Annotated in this window: 19 protein-coding genes; 3 read left to right on the top strand and 16 right to left on the bottom strand. The window is 70.5% G+C overall.

Annotation, left to right across the window (positions count from 1 at the left end; genetic code table 11):
• Positions 1-7 precede the first annotated feature (7 nt).
• The 13 genes from yajC to pgsA form a co-directional block, all read right to left on the bottom strand.
• Positions 8-481 carry a preprotein translocase subunit YajC gene (gene yajC / locus ACH34W_RS47125; RefSeq protein ID WP_395967780.1) on the bottom strand — a complete coding sequence of 158 codons (474 nt, stop codon included), beginning with the start codon at positions 479-481 and terminating at the stop codon, positions 8-10.
• A gap of 207 nt (positions 482-688) precedes the next feature.
• Positions 689-1,744, bottom strand: a complete 1,056-nt coding sequence (ruvB, locus tag ACH34W_RS47130; protein WP_395967781.1) for a Holliday junction branch migration DNA helicase RuvB — start codon at positions 1,742-1,744, stop codon at positions 689-691.
• Positions 1,745-1,772: 28 nt separating this feature from the next.
• Entirely contained in the window at positions 1,773-2,375 is a 603-nt protein-coding gene (gene ruvA / locus ACH34W_RS47135) for a Holliday junction branch migration protein RuvA (protein ID WP_395967782.1), read from the bottom strand.
• Complete coding sequence (gene ruvC, locus ACH34W_RS47140) at positions 2,372-2,905, bottom strand: crossover junction endodeoxyribonuclease RuvC (protein WP_395967783.1); 534 nt, start codon at positions 2,903-2,905, stop codon at positions 2,372-2,374. Before ruvC ends, ruvA begins: the two co-directional genes overlap by 4 nt.
• A 210-nt stretch (positions 2,906-3,115) precedes the next feature.
• Positions 3,116-3,868: a YebC/PmpR family DNA-binding transcriptional regulator gene (locus ACH34W_RS47145; RefSeq protein ID WP_395967784.1), complete on the bottom strand. Its 753-nt coding sequence runs from the start codon at positions 3,866-3,868 to the stop codon at positions 3,116-3,118.
• Positions 3,869-3,871: 3 nt separating this feature from the next.
• Positions 3,872-4,492 (bottom strand): pyridoxal 5'-phosphate synthase glutaminase subunit PdxT, encoded by a 621-nt coding sequence (gene pdxT / locus ACH34W_RS47150; RefSeq protein WP_395967785.1) that lies wholly within the window; start codon positions 4,490-4,492, stop codon positions 3,872-3,874.
• Positions 4,493-4,591: 99 nt separating this feature from the next.
• Positions 4,592-5,206: a DUF6928 family protein gene (locus ACH34W_RS47155; RefSeq protein WP_395967786.1), complete on the bottom strand. Its 615-nt coding sequence runs from the start codon at positions 5,204-5,206 to the stop codon at positions 4,592-4,594.
• A 165-nt stretch (positions 5,207-5,371) separates the two neighbouring features.
• A complete protein-coding gene (gene pdxS, locus ACH34W_RS47160; RefSeq protein ID WP_395967787.1) occupies positions 5,372-6,289 on the bottom strand; it encodes a pyridoxal 5'-phosphate synthase lyase subunit PdxS in 918 nt (305 codons plus the stop codon).
• Positions 6,290-6,422: 133 nt separating this feature from the next.
• Positions 6,423-7,466 (bottom strand): DUF3048 domain-containing protein, encoded by a 1,044-nt coding sequence (locus ACH34W_RS47165; protein ID WP_395967788.1) that lies wholly within the window; start codon positions 7,464-7,466, stop codon positions 6,423-6,425.
• Between the two features lie 81 nt (positions 7,467-7,547).
• Positions 7,548-8,084, bottom strand: a complete 537-nt coding sequence (locus ACH34W_RS47170) for a hypothetical protein (RefSeq protein WP_395967789.1) — start codon at positions 8,082-8,084, stop codon at positions 7,548-7,550.
• Positions 8,085-8,095: 11 nt separating this feature from the next.
• Positions 8,096-9,331, bottom strand: coding sequence for a glycosyltransferase family 4 protein (locus ACH34W_RS47175; protein ID WP_395967790.1), 1,236 nt, complete (start codon positions 9,329-9,331; stop codon positions 8,096-8,098).
• Positions 9,328-10,245 (bottom strand): phosphatidylinositol mannoside acyltransferase, encoded by a 918-nt coding sequence (locus ACH34W_RS47180; protein WP_395967792.1) that lies wholly within the window; start codon positions 10,243-10,245, stop codon positions 9,328-9,330. Before ACH34W_RS47180 ends, ACH34W_RS47175 begins: the two co-directional genes overlap by 4 nt.
• A complete protein-coding gene (gene pgsA, locus ACH34W_RS47185; protein WP_395967793.1) occupies positions 10,242-10,895 on the bottom strand; it encodes a phosphatidylinositol phosphate synthase in 654 nt (217 codons plus the stop codon). Before pgsA ends, ACH34W_RS47180 begins: the two co-directional genes overlap by 4 nt.
• A 549-nt stretch (positions 10,896-11,444) precedes the next feature.
• On the opposite strand from pgsA, the gene ACH34W_RS47190 reads away from it, so the two are divergent.
• Complete coding sequence (locus tag ACH34W_RS47190) at positions 11,445-13,610, top strand: elongation factor G-like protein EF-G2 (protein ID WP_395967794.1); 2,166 nt, start codon at positions 11,445-11,447, stop codon at positions 13,608-13,610.
• A 174-nt stretch (positions 13,611-13,784) separates the two neighbouring features.
• Entirely contained in the window at positions 13,785-14,618 is an 834-nt protein-coding gene (locus tag ACH34W_RS47195; RefSeq protein ID WP_395967795.1) for a polysaccharide deacetylase family protein, read from the top strand.
• Between the two features lie 22 nt (positions 14,619-14,640).
• Here the strand turns inward: ACH34W_RS47195 and ACH34W_RS47200 are convergent, their stop codons facing one another.
• Entirely contained in the window at positions 14,641-15,273 is a 633-nt protein-coding gene (locus tag ACH34W_RS47200) for an HIT family protein (protein WP_395967796.1), read from the bottom strand.
• A gap of 176 nt (positions 15,274-15,449) precedes the next feature.
• On the opposite strand from ACH34W_RS47200, the gene ACH34W_RS47205 reads away from it, so the two are divergent.
• A complete protein-coding gene (locus tag ACH34W_RS47205) occupies positions 15,450-16,004 on the top strand; it encodes an Asp23/Gls24 family envelope stress response protein (protein WP_395967797.1) in 555 nt (184 codons plus the stop codon).
• A 98-nt stretch (positions 16,005-16,102) separates the two neighbouring features.
• On the opposite strand, the gene ACH34W_RS47210 is transcribed toward ACH34W_RS47205, so the two are convergent.
• Together ACH34W_RS47210 and thrS are read right to left on the bottom strand one after the other, a co-directional pair.
• On the bottom strand, positions 16,103-16,726 hold the full coding sequence (locus ACH34W_RS47210; RefSeq protein ID WP_395967798.1) for a hypothetical protein: 624 nt from the start codon (positions 16,724-16,726) through the stop codon (positions 16,103-16,105).
• An 87-nt stretch (positions 16,727-16,813) separates the two neighbouring features.
• Complete coding sequence (gene thrS, locus ACH34W_RS47215) at positions 16,814-18,790, bottom strand: threonine--tRNA ligase (RefSeq protein WP_395967799.1); 1,977 nt, start codon at positions 18,788-18,790, stop codon at positions 16,814-16,816.
• Between the last annotated feature and the right edge of the window lie 149 nt (positions 18,791-18,939).

Consider the following 18,939-nt stretch of genomic DNA (forward strand, 5'->3'; position numbering starts at 1 on the left):
CGCGCCGTCAGGCCGAGGGCTTCTCCGTCGAGGAGGCCTTGGCCGCGGGCTTCGACTCGGCGTCGTCCGGCGCCTCGTCGGCGACGTCCTTGTCGTCCTTGGACAGATCGATCGAGTCACCGGCGGGCTTGCCGTCCTCGTCGCCGTCCTCGGTGTCCTCGGTTTCGTCGAGTTCGTCGGCCTCGTCGTCCTTGACGACGTTCATGATGGCCTGCTTGACGAACCGGGCCTCGACACCCGGGGCGATCTCCAGGACCAGCCCGTCGTCGTCGGTGGCCACCACGGTCGCGTACATGCCGCTCGTGGTGACGACACGGGCGCCGGGCTCGATGGAGCTCTGCATCTGCAGCTGCTCCTTGCGGCGCTTGCTCTGCGGCCTGATCAACAAGAAGTAGAAGACCAGGGGCACGGCGAGGAGAAGCAGCAGATTGAAGGCTCCGCCGCCGCCACCGTTCGCCGCAATAATCATGTTGCCGCCCATTGCTGGGGCTTCCTTCCGATGTGATGTGCTCCAGCCTGTCGCCAGAATGGCTTTCACGCACGGGAACCGCCGGCTGGAAGACGGTGACCAAGTCCCGGAGTCTAGAGAGTACGCGAGAGCCCGGCAACGACGTGACGACCGGCGGCGCCGGGAAGTTCCCAACCCGTTACTCCATGCCCGCCGTGCTGTGACCGCAGGGCCGGGCGGCTACTCCGGATCTTCGTCGATCTCGAAGAGGACGCCCGCCATCGGGGAGGTGGGCGGGGGCGTCAAGCCCAGGTGGGCCCAGGCCGCCGGAGTGGCGATGCGGCCGCGGGGAGTGCGGGCCAGCAAGCCCTGGCGGACGAGGAAGGGCTCCGCCACGACCTCGACGGTCTCGGGCTCCTCCCCCACCGAGACCGCCAGGGTCGAAAGCCCCACCGGCCCCCCGCCGAACTTGCGCATCAGGGAGCTCAGCACGGCCCGGTCGAGCCGGTCCAAGCCGCGTTCGTCCACCTCGTACAGGGTGAGCGCGGCCCGGGCCAGCTCAAGGGTGATCGCTCCGTCGGCGCGGACCTCGGCGAAGTCGCGTACGCGGCGCAGCAGGCGGTTGGCGATGCGGGGGGTGCCGCGGGAACGGCCGGCCACCTCGGCGGCGGCGTCGCCGGAGATCTCCACGCCCAGCAGGCGGGCGGACCGTTTGACGATCACCTCCAGCTCGGCGGGCTCGTAGAAGTCCATGTGCGCGACGAAGCCGAACCTGTCGCGGAGCGGGCCGGGGAGCATGCCGGCCCGGGTGGTGGCGCCCACGAGGGTGAACGGCGCGATGTCCAGCGGGATCGCGGTCGCGCCGGGCCCCTTGCCGACCACGACGTCGACGCGGAAGTCCTCCATCGCCATGTAGAGCATCTCTTCGGCGGGACGGGCCATCCGGTGGATCTCGTCCAGGAACAGCACCTCACCCTCGGCCAGCGTGGACAGGACCGCCGCCAGGTCGCCCGCCCGCTCGATCGCCGGGCCGGAGGAGATGCGCAGCGGCGCGTTCAGCTCCGCCGCGATGATCATGGCCAGGGTGGTCTTGCCGAGCCCGGGCCCGCCGGAGAGCAGCACGTGATCGGGTGTCCGGCCGCGCCGGAGGGCGCTGTGCAGGACCAGGGAGAGCTGCTCGCGGACGCGTTCCTGGCCGATGAAGTCATCGAGCTTCTTGGGCCGGAGGGCGGCCTCGATGACCTGCTCCTCGGGCCCGTCCGCATCGGCCGACACGAGCCGTTCCTCCCCACTCATGGCTTCGCTCCGCTGCTCGCGTCCGCCACTACCTGCTCAGCTTCTTGAGCGCGGCCTTGAGCAAGGCCGGGACGGGCGGGGTCTCGCCGCCATCAAGATCGGCGGCGACGGCGTCCACGGCCGCGTCGGCGTCCCTGGCCGACCAGCCGAGGTTGATCAGACCGGCCTGGACCTGGTCGCGCCAGACCTCGGTGCGGACGGGCGCGCGGACGTCGTCGGCATCGCCGATCGGGCCGCCCAGGCGGTCCCGGAGTTCGAGGACGATGCGCTGGGCGCCCTTCTTGCCGATGCCGGGGACCTTGGTGAGCGCGGTCAGGTCCTCGGTGGACACCGCACGCCGCAGGGCGTTGGGCGTGTGCACGGCGAGCATGGCGAGGGCCAGCCGGGGGCCCACGCCGCTCGCGGTCTGGAGGAGCTCGAAGACCGACCGCTCATCCTCGTCCGCGAAGCCGAAGAGCGTCAGCGAGTCCTCGCGGACGACCAGGGAGGTCGGCACCTGCGCCTGGTCACCGACCCGCAGCCCGGCGAGCGTGGCGGGCGTGCACTGCACGGCGAAGCCGACCCCGCCGACATCCACCACGGCTCCGTCCGGTCCGGCGGCGGCCACCCGGCCGCTGACGAAGGCGATCAATCTCCGGTCCTTCCTGTCGTACGCGCGGCAAGCCGTGCCGCGTCGATCCGGGCCTGCGCACCGCCGCGCCAGACGTGGCAGATGGCCAGCGCCAGTGCGTCGGCGGCGTCGGCGGGTTTGGGAGGGGCGTCCAGGCGCAGCAGGCGGGTGACCATCGCGGTCACCTGGGCCTTGTCGGCGCGCCCGTTGCCGGTGATGGCGGCCTTGGCCTCGCTGGGCGTGTGCATGGCGACCGGGATGCCGCGGCGGGCGGCGCAGACCATGGCGATGCCCGCGGCCTGCGCGGTGCCCATGACCGTGCGCACGTTGTGCTGGGCGAACACGCGTTCGACGGCGACGGCGTCCGGTTGCAGCTCGTCCAGCAGGGCCTCAAGGCCGAGCTCGATGCCGAGCAGCCGGGTGGCGATGTCGTCGTCCGGGCTGGTCCGGACGACGTCCACGCTCACCAGCCGCAGCGGCTTGCCGGGGGCACCCTCCACGACGCCGACACCGCATCTGGTGAGCCCCGGGTCCACTCCCAGCACCCGCACGGCCCACCCCTTCGATCATTTGTTCGGCAATCGCCAACGGTACCGAAACAGCATGGCACCGGCACGCAAGTGGCGCGTCGTGTCCCTGCCGGTCAAAGGTAGCCGCCGGTCAGAAGTAGTCGAGCGGCTGGGCTGCGAACGCCGCGGAGATGACGGAAGCCGCCGTCCCCGGCTGCGGGGCGGCGGCTTCCGTCGGACGTGGGACGCCGGTCAGGCGTCGATCTTCTCCATGACCTCGTCCGTCACGTCGAAGTTGGCGTAGACCTCCTGGACGTCGTCGCTGTCCTCCAGCGCGTCGAGCAGGCGGAACACCTTGCGGGCGTTGTCCTCGTCGAGCGGCACCGACATGGTCGGCAGGAACTTGCTCTCCGCCGAGTCGTAGTCGATGCCCGCGTCCTTGAGCGCGGTGCGGACGGCGACCAGGTCACCGGCCTCGCAGACGACCTCGAAGCTCTCGCCCAGGTCGTTGACCTCCTCCGCGCCGGCGTCGAGGACGGCCATCATCACGTCGTCCTCGTTCGTCCCCTCCTTGGGCACGATCACGACGCCCTTGCGGTTGAACATGTACGACACCGAGCCCGGATCGGCCAGGGAGCCGCCGTTGCGGGTGAGCCCGACGCGGACCTCGGAGGCGGCGCGGTTGCGGTTGTCGGTGAGGCACTCGATGAGCACCGCGACCCCGCCGGGCGCGTAACCCTCGTACATGATGGTCTGCCACTCGGCGCCGCCGGCCTCCTCACCGGCGCCGCGCTTGCGCGCGCGCTCGATGTTGTCGCTGGGGACCGAGCTCTTCTTCGCCTTGTAGATGGCGTCGTACAGCGTCGGGTTGGCCTCGGGGTCACCGCCGCCGGTGCGGGCCGCCACCTCGATGTTCTTGATCAGCTTGGCGAAGAGCTTGCCCCGCTTGGCGTCGAGGGCCGCCTTCTTGTGCTTGGTCGTCGCCCATTTGGAATGGCCGGACATCTGTCAATCCTCCTGCTCCGTCGCCCGGCGCACCATATCGGCGAAGTAGTGGTGCACGCGGAAGTCGCCCGTCAGCTCCGGGTGGAACGCGGTCGCCATGAGACGGCCCTGACGGACGGCGACGATCCTACCGGCGTTGGAACCGGTCTCGGCGCGGCCGAGCACCTCGACGCCGGCGCCGACCGACTCGACCCATGGGGCCCGGATGAAAACGGCGTGGTAGGGCTCGTCGGCGATGCCGCTGAGCCGCACGTCGGACTCGAACGAGTCGACCTGGCGGCCGAAGGCGTTGCGGCGCACCGTCATGTCGATGCCGCCGACGGTCTCCTGGCCCTCGATGCCGTCCCGGATCCGGTCGGCCAGCATGATCATGCCGGCGCACGATCCGTACGCGGGCATGCCGGCCTCGATCCGCTTGCGCAGCGGGTCGAGCAGGTCGAAGGCGCGGGCCAGCTTCCACATCGTGGTGGACTCGCCGCCGGGGAGGACCAGCGCGTCGACGCGCTCCAGCTCCTCGGGCCGGCGGACCGAGCGGGTCCGCGCCCCCGCCGCCTCCAGGGCCCGCGCGTGCTCACGCACGTCGCCCTGCAGAGCGAGCACACCGATCTCGGGCGCAGCAGTCACCAGTGAAAACCTTCCGGGGAGTCGGCTGGGGGTCGCCTCGGGGGGCCGTTCACAACCCTAGACGCTCCTTACAACGCCCCGGCACCTGCCGGAGCTTCCCTAGCCGAGCTTGAACCGGCGCAGTGGAAGCTCCATCGGCAGGAAACCGTCGGGTCCGCGCTCGGCCAGGTGGCGGCCGAACATGTGCCGCTCGGCGAGCGCCAGGCCGAACTGCTCCGGATCGAACGGCAGCGGCACGTCGTCGGCGCCCTCGTCGATCGCCTGCCAGAAGGGGCGTTCGGCGGCCAGCCGGGGCCCCTGGTCGACGACCACGCCGTCCTCCGCGGTCACGAACACGTCGCGGCGCAGCTCGCCGGCCTCGTACCAGCGGAACCAGCACCCGGAGATCACGCTGTGCAGCACGAGCACGCCGCAGTTGGCCCCCGGCAGGGCCGCGGCGGCCGTGTCGGCGATCCGGCGGGCGTCGTCGTCCAGGCAGAACAGGCGCCGGTCGCACAGCAGCAGGGCGCGGTCGAACACGCCCACGAACAGCTCGTCCTCGTACGGCCAGAGCGCGAAGTCCAGCACGGTGTCGCCGGTCTCCACGAGGGAGGCAGCCGGATAGAGCCCGCGCGCCATGCTCGCCGCCGCCTCCGGGTCTGCTACCAGCCCCGGCCTGAACACCTTGCCCGGCTCACCGTCGCTCGCGCAGGCCAGCGCCACGGACCACCCCATGCTCGTCCCCTCCTGCGGCCGCCCGACGGGCCCGCCCGCCCCTCGATCCGGCCGCGGCCAGCGTAATCCTTCAAATGGCGGCTGTGGAGGGGCAGCGAAAAGTAACCACCCGGTCACCAGACCGGGTGGTTTCCCTCTCCATCCGCTCTGCCCGCCTGCCGCCGTCTACCAGCCGCGGTGCGCGAACTTCTGATCTTCGCCCAGCGAGGCGACGTTGATGCCGACCATCGCGTCGCCCAGGCCGCGCGACACCTTGGCGATCACGTCCGGGTCGTCGTGGAACGTGGTGGCCTTGACGATGGCCTCGGCGCGCTGCGCGGGGTTGCCGGACTTGAAGATGCCCGAGCCGACGAACACGCCCTCGGCGCCCAGCTGCATCATCATCGCCGCGTCGGCGGGGGTGGCGATGCCGCCGGCGGTGAACATCACGACCGGCAGCTTGCCGGCCTGAGCCACCTCCTTGACCAGCTCGTACGGGGCCTGCAGCTCCTTGGCGGCCACGAACAGCTCGTCCTCGGGCAACGTCTGCAGCCGCCGGATCTCGCCGCGGATCTGGCGCATGTGGGTGGTGGCGTTGGAGACGTCTCCGGTGCCGGCCTCGCCCTTGGAGCGGATCATCGCGGCGCCCTCGGTGATGCGGCGCAGCGCCTCGCCGAGGTTGGTGGCGCCGCACACGAACGGCACGGTGAAGGCCCACTTGTCGATGTGGTTGGCGTAGTCGGCCGGGGTCAGCACCTCGGACTCGTCGACATAGTCGACACCGAGGGCCTGCAGCACCTGGGCCTCGACGAAGTGGCCGATGCGGGCCTTGGCCATGACCGGGATCGAGACGGCGCCGATGATGCCCTCGACCATGTCGGGGTCGCTCATGCGGGAGATGCCGCCCTCGGCACGGATGTCGGCGGGCACCCGCTCCAGCGCCATGACGGCGACCGCCCCGGCGTCCTCAGCGATCTTGGCCTGCTCGGGCGTGACGACGTCCATGATCACGCCGCCCTTGAGCATCTCCGCCATGCCGCGCTTGACCCGGGCGGTCCCGGTCGCGGGCGCGGTGTTGTCGGGAGCGGGACTGGAAGTGGACACGGCATTCCTCACATGAACGTACAACGGGACAACTTCCATGATATTGCCTGCTCTCACCCCGTCTCGACCCGGCAGAGTGTCAGCAACCAGGCATGGCGCCTTACGGCATGTAGGGCGTACGGCAATGTAGGGCTTACGGCATGTAGGGCTTGCCGTCGTTGACCAGCGCGACCCAGACCTGGCCGGGGGCGAAGGTCATCGGCTTGCCGTCGGCGGTGGTGAAGGTCGTGCCCTTGCCCTCGGACGGCCGTGACCACTTGGCGTCGTAGGCCTTGCCGTCGCGCAGGACCAGGGCCCGGCCGGTCCCGGTGGTCTTGATCAACGGGGTGTACGCGCCGAGCACGTCGCGGAACTGCGACCGCCCGGTCTTGGCGTACTGGATGACGACGGTCTGCCCGCCGAGCCGCCCTCCCTCGCGGGCCGTGTCGGGACTGCCGTTGTACGAGGCCAGCCAGCGCTTCTGCTTCGCCGACCAGGTGAAGCCCATCCGGACGGCCGGCCACCTGGCGGTGTACGACTTCATGGGCCTGCCCCCGGCGGGCGCCGGGCCGAACCGGAAGCCGATGTCGCGCGGCCCGGTGGCCTTCGGCGCCTGCTTGAGCAGGTCCTTGGGGTCGGCGTAGAGGTTGTACGGGATCGGCTTCGGCCCCCAGCGGACGTAGGAGCTGCCACCGTTGTCCTGCGAGATGTCGTAGACCGGCGACTTGCGGATGTACTTCTTCATCTTCGGCTGGACACCGGAGAAGGCGAAAGCCGGCCTGCCGAACTGCGGCAGGATGTGCATGTCGGAGATGCGCGCGCTGCGGACCGGGCCCACCCTGCGGGGCAGTTTGGACGAGTAGACCGCCATGAGACGCGTCTCACCGCCCTCGACCTGCTCGATGTAGACGATGTCGGCGGCCGAGACACCGCTCTGCGGCATGGCGTTGCGGGTGTTCTCGATCTTCACGGCCAGCACCGGGTTCTTCAGCCCCGACCTGCCGCCGGTGAAGGGATGGGTGGTGGGCGGAGGGCTCGCGCTGGACGGGGCGCCGGGGACGCCGGGAGCACCGGGCGGAGCGGCTTGTGCGGGCTTGTCCGAGCCAGAGCAGCCCGCAAGCGAGCCGCCGAGCGCGACCACCCCGAGTACCGCCGCCGTCCTCCCACGGACGATCCCGTTCCATGCGTTTCGCACCATTCACCCCTTCTCTGGTGACCCGCCAGAGGTTAGCGAACTCTCGTGAATGTCAAGACATACTCGACCCGGGGGGTGATCGGTTCAGAGTCTGGGCGGGTCGTCGTCGATCTCGAAGAAACCCGGCACGGGCGCCCGGCCCGCCAGCGGCAGCACCCTGATCAGGAGCTTACGCCGCGCGATCCGCGCCGCGGCGACCGCGTCGTTGTAGAAACTGCGCGCGTAGGCCACCTTGGCGGCCGCGGCGCCGAGCTCCTCCAGAACGGCCTCCCCGTCACCCTTGGCCTCCAGGGTGGCCGCGAAGTCGGGCTGGTCGACCACCGCTCGCAGCGCCCTCGACAGGTCGCTTTCGGCGAACTCCCGGTTGTCGGCGTCGGCGGTCCGGGCCTCGTGCGCGGCGGTGGCCAGGACCAGGCTGGTCGCCGGATCCAGCAGATGCGAGGCGGCCAGTTCCAGGGAGACGGCCGCCCGCCGCACCAGCGCCGCGTCCAGGGCGGCGCGGGCGGTCTCCACCCGGACGTGCAGCCGGTCCAGCCTGGTCGCGCGCCAGGAGACGTACACGCCGATCAGGAAGAGGACGGCGACCCAGAACAGCACATCGACGATCCAGTCGGGGAACATCAGACCACTCCTCAGGCGCCGACGCCGGACTCGACCACGCCGGAACCGCCGAGGGCGACCGTCTCGTACACCCGCACCACGTCACGCGCCACCGACGACCAGTCGTAGGCGCGGACCGCCGCGCGCGCCTCGGCCGACAGGTGCTTGCGCCGCGCCGGGTCGTCCAGCAGCTCCCCCGCCGCCGCGGCGAGCGCCACGTGGTCACCGACGGGGAACAGCGCCCCCGCCCGGCCGCCCAGCAGCACCCGGTCGAACGCCTCGATGTCGCTGGCCAGGATCGGCGCGCCCGCCGACATGGCCTCGGCCAGCACGATGCCGAAGCTCTCGCCGCCCAGGTTGGGCGCCACGAAGACGTCCACGGAGTGGTAGGCGCGGATCTTGTCCTCCTCGCTCACCATCCCCAGCATCATGACCCGGTCGCGCAACTCCGGCGACACCTTGGCGATCGCGTCGTCGGCGTCGCCCGGCCCGGCGACCAGCAGCCGCAGACCGGGACGTTCACGGCCGAGGATCTCGAACGCGCGCAGCAGCACCGGCAGGCCCTTGCGCGGCTCGTCCATCCGGCCGAGGAACCCGAGCGTGCCGTCCCCCGACCGGCTCGGGTCGCCCTCACGCGTCGCTGTGGCGGGCCGGCCCCCCACACCCCCCGTGGCGTGCGGGCGGCTTCGCCGATGGTCACCTTCAATTCGCCCCGGCCACCCGTCCAGCGGCTCGGCCATGGCGTAGCGCTCGGTGGCCACGCCGTTGGGGATCAGGACCGCGTCGCCGCCGAGATGCTCGACGAGCGTCGTGCGGGCGGCCTCGGACACCGCGATCCGGCCGGTGATCTTCTCCAGGGCGCTCTGCAGGATCGGCGCGGTGACCGAGACCACCCTCGACTTCTCGTACGAGGCGTGGAAGGTGCCCACGATCGGGCCGTCCGCCGCCCAGCAGGCCAGGATGCCCAGCGACGGCGCGGCGGGCTCGTGCACGTGCAGCACGTCGAAGCCGCCCTCGTTGACCCAGCGGCGCACGCGTGCCGACGACAGGAAGCCGAAGGCCAGCCGCGCCACCGAGCCGTTGTAGGGCACGGGGACCGCGCGGCCCGCCGACACCGCGTACGGCGGCAGCTTCGCGTCGTCGTCGGCCGGCGTGATCACCGACACGTGGTGGCCGAAGCCGATCAGCGCCTCGGCCAGGTCGCGGATGTGCTGCTGGACGCCGCCGGGGACGTTCCAGGTGTAGGGGCAGACGATCCCGACCTTCACCGGCCGTCCCCCGCCGCGGCCGCGGGCAGGTCCGCCACCCACACCTTCTGCAGCATGTGCCAGTCCTCGGGATGGGCGGCGATCCCCTCCTGGAAGGCGTGCGCGAGCTCCTGGGTCATGACCTGGATCTTCTCCTGTCTGACGCCCTCGGCGGGAACGGGGATCTCCTCGTGGACCCTCGCTCCCCAGTAGTCGCCCTCGTACCACAGGGTCACCGGGAACAGGGCGGCTCCCGTCTGGATCGCCAGCGCCGCCGACACGGCGGGCATCCGGGCCGTCGAGCCGAAGAACTCGACGTCGATCCCGTTCTCGGTCAGGTCACGGTCGACGACCAGGCAGACCGGCCGGCCGCCGCGGAGCCGCTGGGCCAGCCGCCCGAACGCGGAGGAGCCCTTGTGCGGCAGTACCTCCATACCCAGGCTCTCGCGGAATTCCACGAAACGGTCAAAAAGGGACTCTGGCTTCAGCCGTTCGGCCACCGTGGTGAACGGGTAGCCGCTGTGCACCAGCCATGCCCCTGCCTGCTCGTAGTTGCCCATGTGCGGCAGGGCCAGGACGGCCCCGCGGCCGGAGTCGAGCGTGGCGAACAGCTTCTCGTGGCCGGTCACGCGCATCCGGCCCAGAATGCGCTGCTTGTCGTATTCCGGCAGCCGGAAGACCTCCAGCCAATAGCGGAAGTACGAACGCAGGACCCGCTTGCTCAGGATCCGCACATCGTCGTCGACCGCGTCCTTGCCCAGGACGCGGCAGAGGTTTTTCTCCAGCTGCTTGACGCCCGCGCCGTGCTGGTGCCAGGTGCGATCCGCGAGCGCTGCGAACGCCCCGCGGGCGACGCGCTCGGGTATCTTGCGGACGACCGTCCAGCCCATGGCGTAGGCGGCGTCCATCACCTCGTCCCGGAGGGGCGCCTTCATGCGTGTGACCCTGCCGAGGACTCGTGGTTCTGCGGGGGCCCGGCGGGCTTCTCGGAGTCCCGTGCCTGCTGGTAGACGGTGGCGAAGCGCTGGCCGACGGTGACCGTGCTGAGGACGGCCAGGACCCAGAGCGCCAGCGCCAGGATGTAGGGCACGCCCAAGCCGTCGAACCCTGCGGCCACGAGCGCGACGATGAGCCGTTCGGCACGTTCGGCGATGCCCACGTTGCAGGTGTAGCCGAGCCCCTCGGCGCGGGCCTTGGCGTACGAGACGACGACGCCCGACACGAGGCAGTAGAGCGCGACCGCCGCCAGTGCCTCCTGGTCGTCGCGGTAGAGGCCGATCATCAGCCCGGAGAAGATCGCGGCGTCCGCGACCCGGTCCATCGTGGAGTCCAGGAAGGCGCCGAACTTGGACGTCTTGCCGGTGACCCGGGCGACCGCGCCGTCCAGCATGTCGAAGAGCACGAACGCGGTGATCACCATCGTGCCCCAGAAGAACTCACCGCGGGGGAAGAAACCGAGCGCCCCGGCGGCCACCCCGATGGTCCCGATGACGGTGATGGCGTTGGGCGAGACCCCGGTCCGCGCGACCGCCTGTCCGATGGGGGTCAGGACGCGTCCCAGCGCGGGCCGCACTTTGTTGAGCATCGCCGTCCGTTCTCGTGAAGTCCCTTGAGGGTGTGCGCTGTACGAGGGTGTGCCCGCAGCCGCCACCGCGATGACTCGGGGGGCAGGGCGGCACAGCGCGCCCATCGTAGTGGGCGTGGTCTGCACAGGTGGTCAAGGCGGGGCACTGATCCCGGTTCGCCCGGAAAGAGATGACCATCACTTGAAACTCACCCCTTGTGATCCTGGCCGTCCCGGGAAAAGGTGTTGAACACGGGTGTGACGCCGGTCACGCACGTCGGGCGTACTCCGCCCGTCGGACGACGCCGTTCGGAAGGAGGGGGCCGCCACCGCGCCGCACTCGGCTGGGGCCCCGCACGCCGCCGCGAAGCAAGGCGTGATGGGGAAACCCCGGGGGTCTGGGGGTCGCCCCCCAGAAGAAACAGCCCCGCACGCCGCCGCGAAGCAAGGCGTGATGGGGAAACCCCGGGGGTCTGGGGGTCGCTCCCCAGAGAGGAGGGCCTGGCCATGACGGCCGGGCTCCAACTGCACGCGGGCCCGCACCCGTCGGGCCCGTCCGAGGAGGTAGGCATGGCGGACAGAGGAGGCCACCCGGGAGCCGCCGGCAGGGCACCGGAGGCCGGCCGGCCCGACAGGGTTCGCAACGTCGCGCTGGTCGGCCATTCGGGCGCGGGGAAGACCACGCTCGTCGAGGCCCTGCTCAGTGCGACCGGTACGATCCAGCGGCCCGGGCGCGTCGAGGACGGCTCGACGGTCAGCGACTTCGACGAGGTCGAGGTGCGCCAGCAACGCTCGGTCAACCTGGCCCTCGCCCCGTTCATGTACGGGGACATCAAGGTCAATCTCATCGACACCCCCGGCTACGCCGACTTCGTGGGCGACCTGCGGGCCGGGCTGCGCGCCGCCGACGCGGCGCTGTTCGTCATCTCCGCGGTGGACGGCATCGACGGCCTCACCAAGCTGCTCTGGGAGGAGTGCGCCGCGGTCAGCATGCCGCGCGCGGTCGTCATCACCAAGATCGACCAGCAGCGGGGCGACTTCGACGACGTCGTGCTCACCTGCCAGGACGTCTTCGGCGAGGGCGTGCTGCCCTGCTACTTCCCGGTCGGGGCGGGCGACGAGCTCAAGGGCCTGATCGGCCTGCTCACGCAGCGCTGCTTCGACTACTCCTCCGGGGAACGCGTCGAATGCGCCCCCGACCCCGCCTTCCTGGACCAGATCGAGGAGCAGCGCGGCGCGCTCATCGAGGGGATCATCCAGGAGAGCGAGGACGAAGGCCTCATGGACCGGTATCTCGCCGGGGAGGACATCGACGTCAAGGCGCTCATCGAGGATCTGGAGACCGCCGTCGCGCGCGGCTCGTTCTACCCGGTGCTGGCCACCTCCGTGCCGCACGGCGACCACCCCGGCCCGGTCGTCGGCATCCGGGAACTGCTGGAGGTCATCACCCAGGCCTTCCCCTCCCCCCTCGAACACGGCATCCCACCCGTCACCGCCGTCACCGGCGGGCCGCCCAAGAACATCGAATGCGATCCCGAGGGGCCGCTCGTAGCCGAGGTCGTGAAGACGGCGTCCGACCCGTACGTCGGCCGGATCTCGCTGGTCCGCGTGTTCTCCGGCACGTTGCGGCCCGACACCGTGCTGCACGTCTCCGGCCATGGCCTGGAGGACCGCGGGCATGAGGACCACGACGTGGACGAGCGCGTGGGCGCGCTGACCTCGCCGCTCGGAAAGGTGCAGCGGACGATCTCCGCGTGCCGGGCCGGCGACATCTGCGCGGTCGCCAAGCTCAGCCGGGCCGAGTCCGGCGACACTCTCTCCGACCCCGGCAACCCGCTGCTCATGGCGCCCTGGTCCATGCCGGACCCGCTGCTGCCGGTGGCGATCCGGGCGCACTCCAAGGCCGACGAGGACAAGCTCAGCCAGGCGCTGGGCCGGCTCGTCGCCGAGGACCCGACACTCCGGCTGGAGAACAACTCCGAGACCCGCCAGCTGGTCCTGTGGTGCATGGGCGAGGCCCACGCCGACGTGCTGATCGACCGGCTCCGTACCCGCTACGGCGTGGAGGTCGAACGGGTCGACCTGCGCGTCCCGCTGCGGGAGACCTTCGGCGGCTCCGCCAAGGGCCTCGGCCGGCACGTGAAGCAGAGCGGCGGGCACGGCCAGTACGGCATCTGCCACGTCGAGATCGAGCCGATGGCGTCCGGCGAGGGCTTCGAGTTCGTCGACAAGATCGTCGGCGGTGTGATCCCGCGGCAGTTCATCCCGTCGGTCGAGAAGGGGATCAAGCAGCAGATGGACCGCGGTGTCGCCTCGGGCTACCCGCTGGTCGACATCAAGGTCACGCTGCGCGACGGCAAGGCCCACTCGGTGGACTCCTCCGACATGGCCTTCCAGGCCGCCGGCGCCCTCGCGCTCAAGGACGCCGCCGCCAAGGTGCCCGTCCTGCTGCTGGAACCGGTCGACGAGGTCGCCGTGCTGGTGTCGGACGACTACGTGGGCCCGGTGATGTCCGACCTGACCTCGCGCCGCGGCCGGGTCCTCGGCTCGGAGAGCATCCCCGGCGGCCGCACGATGATCAAGGCGGAGGTGCCGCAGCTGGAGATCATCAGATACGCGATCGACCTGCGTTCGATGTCGCAGGGCACCGGGAGCTTCAGCCGCACGTTCCTGCGGTACGAGCCGCTCCCGTCGCACCTGGCCGACAAGGTCGCCGCGGAGGCCCGGGACGCCTGACAGGGACGCCTGACAGGGACGGCTGGCTGAGGACAGCCGGCTGAGGACGACTGAACCCGCAGGGCCGCCGGTACCGGGCGATTCCGGTGCCGGCGGCTCATCCTTGAGAGTGACCGCGGTTCACCCGTGCGTCGGACGGAACCGCTTCAGGCGTGTGCCATTCTTACGTTCGCTATGACGAATACGGGGGAAGAAGAGGCGCCCGCGCTGCCGGGACGCCGCGTGGTGATCAAGGGCTTCGGCATCGCGGCGGGCGGCCTCGCGGCAGGTGCCGCCGGGAGCGCCGCCGTGGTGACGGGCCTGCCGGCGGAGACCCCGGCGTCGGCGATGGCGATCCCGAGCGCCGGTTACTGGCGCCCGGCCCGCGGTCACGTCGACGTGACCTGGTCGGTGGACACCTCGCAGAAGCTGGTGGCCCTCACATTCGACGACGGCCCGATGCCCAACTGGACGCCCATGGTCCACGACATCCTCGACACGGAGAAGGTCAAGGCCACGTTCTTCATGGTGGGCGAGCGCCTGCTGGCGAACGCCCGCCTCGTGCACGGCCGGATGGCGCGGCACGAGGCGGGCAACCACACCTGGCAGCACAAGGACCTCTCCCTCTTGACCCACGACCAGGCCTACCGGCAGCTCCACCGGGCGCACGCCGCGATCAAGCAGATCACCGGCAAGGAGGCCCGGCGTCTGCGGCCGCCCTTCGGCCAGCTCGGCGGCACCACGCTGAGCGCCGCAGGCCAGCTCGGCTACGACGTGACGATCTGGTCGATCAAGATGCTGGAGAAGACGTACGAGAAGAACCCGCCCCAGCTGGTCGACTACATCGTCAACAACACCCGGCCCGGCACCATCGTGCTCGCCCATGACACCGGCAAGCCCGACCGCCTCGTCGCCCTGAAGAACCTCGTGCCCATGATCCGGGGCCTGCGCGCCAAGGGTTTCGAGTTCGTCACCGTCTCCGAGCTCATCGAGGCGGCGGCACGGCCCGAGCCGGCCAAGCGCCCCTAGGGCGGCAGCCCGGCCCTTGTGATCACAGGTGTTCGTGCGGCCAGGCGTCGGCGAGCATCTGGCGGGTGTCACGGAGCAGCTGCGGAAGCACCTTGGTGTGGCCCACGACCGGCATGAAGTTGGTGTCGCCGCCCCAGCGCGGCACGACGTGCTGGTGCAGGTGGGCGGCGATCCCGGCGCCCGCCACCTGGCCGAGGTTCATGCCGACGTTGAAGCCCTGGGCGCCGCTGGCCTTGCGCAGCGCCGTGAGTGCCTGCTGGGTGTACATGGCGAGCTCGGCGCACTCGGCGCCGTCCAGCTCGGTGTAGTCGGCCACGTGCCGGAACGGCACGACCATGAGATGGCCGGAGTTGTACGGGTAGAGGTTGAGCACCGCGTAGACCGAGCGGCCCCGGGCCACGATGAGCCCTTCGTCGTCGGTCATCTCGGGGATCTCACAGAACGGGCAGCCGTCTCCGGACCCCGCTCCGGTCGGCTTGCCCTCACCCTTGATGTAGGCCATCCGGTGCGGAGTCCAGAGCCGCTGGAAATTGTCGGGTACGCCCGCGCCACCCCGTTCTTCCTCGATAGAGGGCTGGTGTGCGTTCTGGGCACCCGACTCGGGCGCGTCGTCGCGCGCCTCCTCCATCCCGGGCTCCTCCGGCTCTACGCTCAAGGCGGCGCTCTCCTTTTGTTCACGGCCTGACCAGCAGCATAGAGAGAGAAGCCGGACGGCCTGAAGTCGGGATCCCGGCGGGCTCCGGCGTGGCGCCCTCGACGTACCGGACCATTCTGGCGCCCCGGGCGACATCTCGAGATCATGGACACACAATCCACCCGTGGGGGGAATCGATGACCGACCTCGACAAGGGCTATCCGGGGAACGGCGGGGACGGCCCGCGCCCCGAGGTCCGGTCCATGCCGTTCTTTCCGGGACCGACGGGACAGGCTCAGGTCCCGCCGCCGGCGCCCGGGGCGCCGCTCTCCGCACCGCCGCTGGTGCCCGCGCAGACGGTGAGCGGCCGGCATTCGCAGCAGCAGGAGGCCGAGGGCCGCATCACCATCGACGACGAGGTCATCGAGAAGATCGCAACGCTGGCCGCCATGGAGGTCAACGGGGTGGCCACGCTGGCAGGGCGGATCGAGGCCGGTGAGGACGGCCGGCTGGGCACCGGGCCGGGCGGCCGGGGCGTCCGGGTCCACATGCACGAGAACACGGTGTCCCTGGACCTCGGCCTGATCGTGGAGTACGGCAGCGTGATCATGGAGGTCGCCAAGGCCGTCCAGGGGAACGTGGCCCGGGTGGCCGGGCTGATGCTCGGCATGCGGGTCATCGCGGTCAACGTCTCGGTCGAGGACGTCCAGATGCCCGCTGAGAGCCGCAGCCAGGAATCCGGCCAGGGATAGGGATCGGGGTCGTTCCCCTCCCGCCCACAGGAACGACCCCGACGACTGGACACGCACTCTAGACAGACGACACGCCGATACCAAGCGGTTTCCGAGCGTCACCCGCCGGGGCTGGCGTAGCAGCTCTCCGTCGCCAGCCCGGTGAACGTGGTGATCTTGACTCGCTGTACGGCGGCGACGGAGACGCCGCCGAACTTGAAGGTGTGCAGCCGGCCGCCCTTGACGGTGGTCTGCTGGGAGGTGGTGCGGCCGCCCCGAACGGTCACCTCGGCGCGGACGAAGCCGTTGCCGGCGACCTTCACGTCGACCTCGAGGGCGCCGCCGACCTGCCGGTAGAGCGCGGTGCCGACGGGACACCAGGTGATCGTGCCGGTGCCGCCGCCGGTGCCGGGCAACGGCGGGCCGGACCCCTGCTGCCCCGGGCCCTGCTGCCCGGGATAGGGACGTCCGGTGGACTGGTTCTGCTGGGGCTGCCCGGGGTTGGGCTGGCGGCCCGGGGCCTGCCCTCCGGTGGGATCACCGGCCGCGGGGGCCTGCCCGGGCGAGGGCACCAGCGTGCCTGCGGCCTGCCCTCCGGTGGGGGCCCCGCCCGCGCGCCCCTTGTCCAGCAGCGGCATGAGCAGGACCACGATCGCGGCCACGACGAGGGCCGCCGAGCCCCCGTAGCCGAGGACACGGCTCCAGGCCGAACGCGGTCTTCCGCGCGGCCTCGTGGACCCCATCCGCATTCTCCCGGTTGTGACAAGTGACCCCGGTTGTGACAAGTGACCGCCGAGGCTATCAACTCGCCCGGCGGTCCACGTCCGGCGTCAGATCTGGACGCGGGCCTCGACCGCCTTGACGATCTCGGCGACCGCCTCGTCGATCGGGACACCGTTCTTCTGGTCGCCGTTGCGGTAGCGGAACGACACCGCGTCCTTGGCGACGTCGTCGTCACCGGCGAGCAGCATGAACGGGATCTTCTGCTTCTGCGCGTTGCGGATCTTCTTCTGCATGCGGTCCGAGGACGCGTCGACCTCAACCCGGATGCCCTGCTCCCGCAGCTTGGCCGCGATCTTGTCCAGATGCGGGACGTGCGCGTCGCCGATCGGGATGCCGACCGCCTGCACCGGCGACAACCACGGCGGCATGGCGCCCGCGTAGTGCTCCAGCAGCACGCCGAAGAACCGCTCGATCGAGCCGAACAACGCCCGGTGGATCATGACCGGCTGCTGCCGGGTGCCATCGGCCGCCTGGTACTCCAGCGCGAACCGCTTGGGCTGGTTGAAGTCCACCTGGATGGTGGACAGCTGCCAGGTCCGGCCGATCGCGTCCTTGGCCTGCACGGAGATCTTCGGGCCGTAGAACGCGGCGCCGCCCGGGTCGTCCACCAGATCGAGACCGGACTCGTCGGCGGCCTGCTTCAGCGCGGCGGTCGCCTCCTCCCAGTCGGCGGCCTCACCGATGAACTTCTCCGAGTCGTCCCGGGTGGACAGCTCCAGGTAGAACTCGTTGAGCCCGTAGTCGCGCAGCAGCCCCAGCACGAAGGAGAGCAGCGACTTGATCTCGTCGCCCATCTGCTCCTTGGTGCAGTAGATGTGCGCGTCGTCCTGGGTCATGCCGCGCACGCGGGTGAGGCCGTGCACGACGCCCGACTTCTCGAACCGGTAGACGCTGCCGAACTCGAACATCCGCAGCGGGAGCTCCCGGTAGGACCGCCCGCGCGCGTCGAAGATCAGGTTGTGCATCGGGCAGTTCATCGGCTTGAGGTAGTAGTCACCCCCGTCGACCTCCATCGGCGGGAACATGTCGTCCTTGTACCAGCCGAGGTGCCCGGAGGTCTCGAAGAGGTCGCCCTTGGTGATGTGGGGGGTGTTGACGAACTCGTAGCCCTCCTCCTCGTGCCGCCGGCGCGAGTAGTCCTCCATCACCCTGCGGACGACGCCGCCCTTGGGATGGAAGACCGCCAGCCCGCTGCCGATCTGGTTGGGGAACGAGAACAGGTCGAGCTCGGCGCCGAGTTTGCGGTGGTCGCGCTTCTCGGCCTCCTCAAGGAACTTGAGGTATTCGTCCTGCTTTTCCCGGGACTCCCAGGCGGTGCCGTAGATCCGCTGGAGCTGCGGGTTCTTCTCGCTGCCCCGCCAGTAGGCGCCGCCGGTGCGCATCAGCTTGAACGCCGGGATGACGCGGGTGGTGGGCACGTGCGGCCCGCGGCACAGGTCCTTCCACCGAAGGTCGCCGCTCTTGGCGTCGAGGTTGTCGTAGATGGTGAGCTCGCCCGCGCCGACCTCCACATTGGCGCCGTCGTCGGACCCCGCGGCGCCCTTGAGCCCGATCAGCTCCAGCTTGTAGGGCTCGCCCGCCAGCTCCTCGCGGGCGGCCTCGTCGGAGACCGGGCGCCGGGAGAACCGCTGCCCCTGCTTGACGATCTCGCGCATGCGCTTCTCGATGCGCTTGAGGTCGTCGGGGGTGAACGGCTCCGCGACGTCGAAGTCGTAGTAGAAGCCGTTCTCGACGGGCGGGCCGATGCCCAGCTTGGTGCCCGGGAACAACTCCTGGACGGCCTGGGCCATCACGTGCGCGGCCGAGTGGCGCATGATCGCGCGGCCGTCGCCGGAGCCGATCTCGACCGGCTCGATCTCGTCGCCGTCGCGCACCTCGTAGGCCAGGTCGCGCAGCTCGCCGCCGACGCGGGCGGCGATCACCTTTCGGCCGTCCGCCTGGAGGGCCTCCCCGGCGGTCGTGCCTGCGGGCACCACTCGCTCGCTTCCGTCGAGGGTGATGCGCAGCTCAGACACGGTGGACACGGATTCTCCTCGCGATGGTGATGTGGGCGATGCGGTTCTCATGCTTGAACGGATTTGATGCTATCGAGTCGAGGCCCTGGGCAAACGGAGAAGGCCCCGGGAAGAACTCCCGGGGCCTCACCGCGTGCGAAAGTCAGGACATGCGGCCG

Source organism: Actinomadura sp. 6N118, from assembly GCF_044326415.1.
Lineage (GTDB): Bacteria > Actinomycetota > Actinomycetes > Streptosporangiales > Streptosporangiaceae > Spirillospora.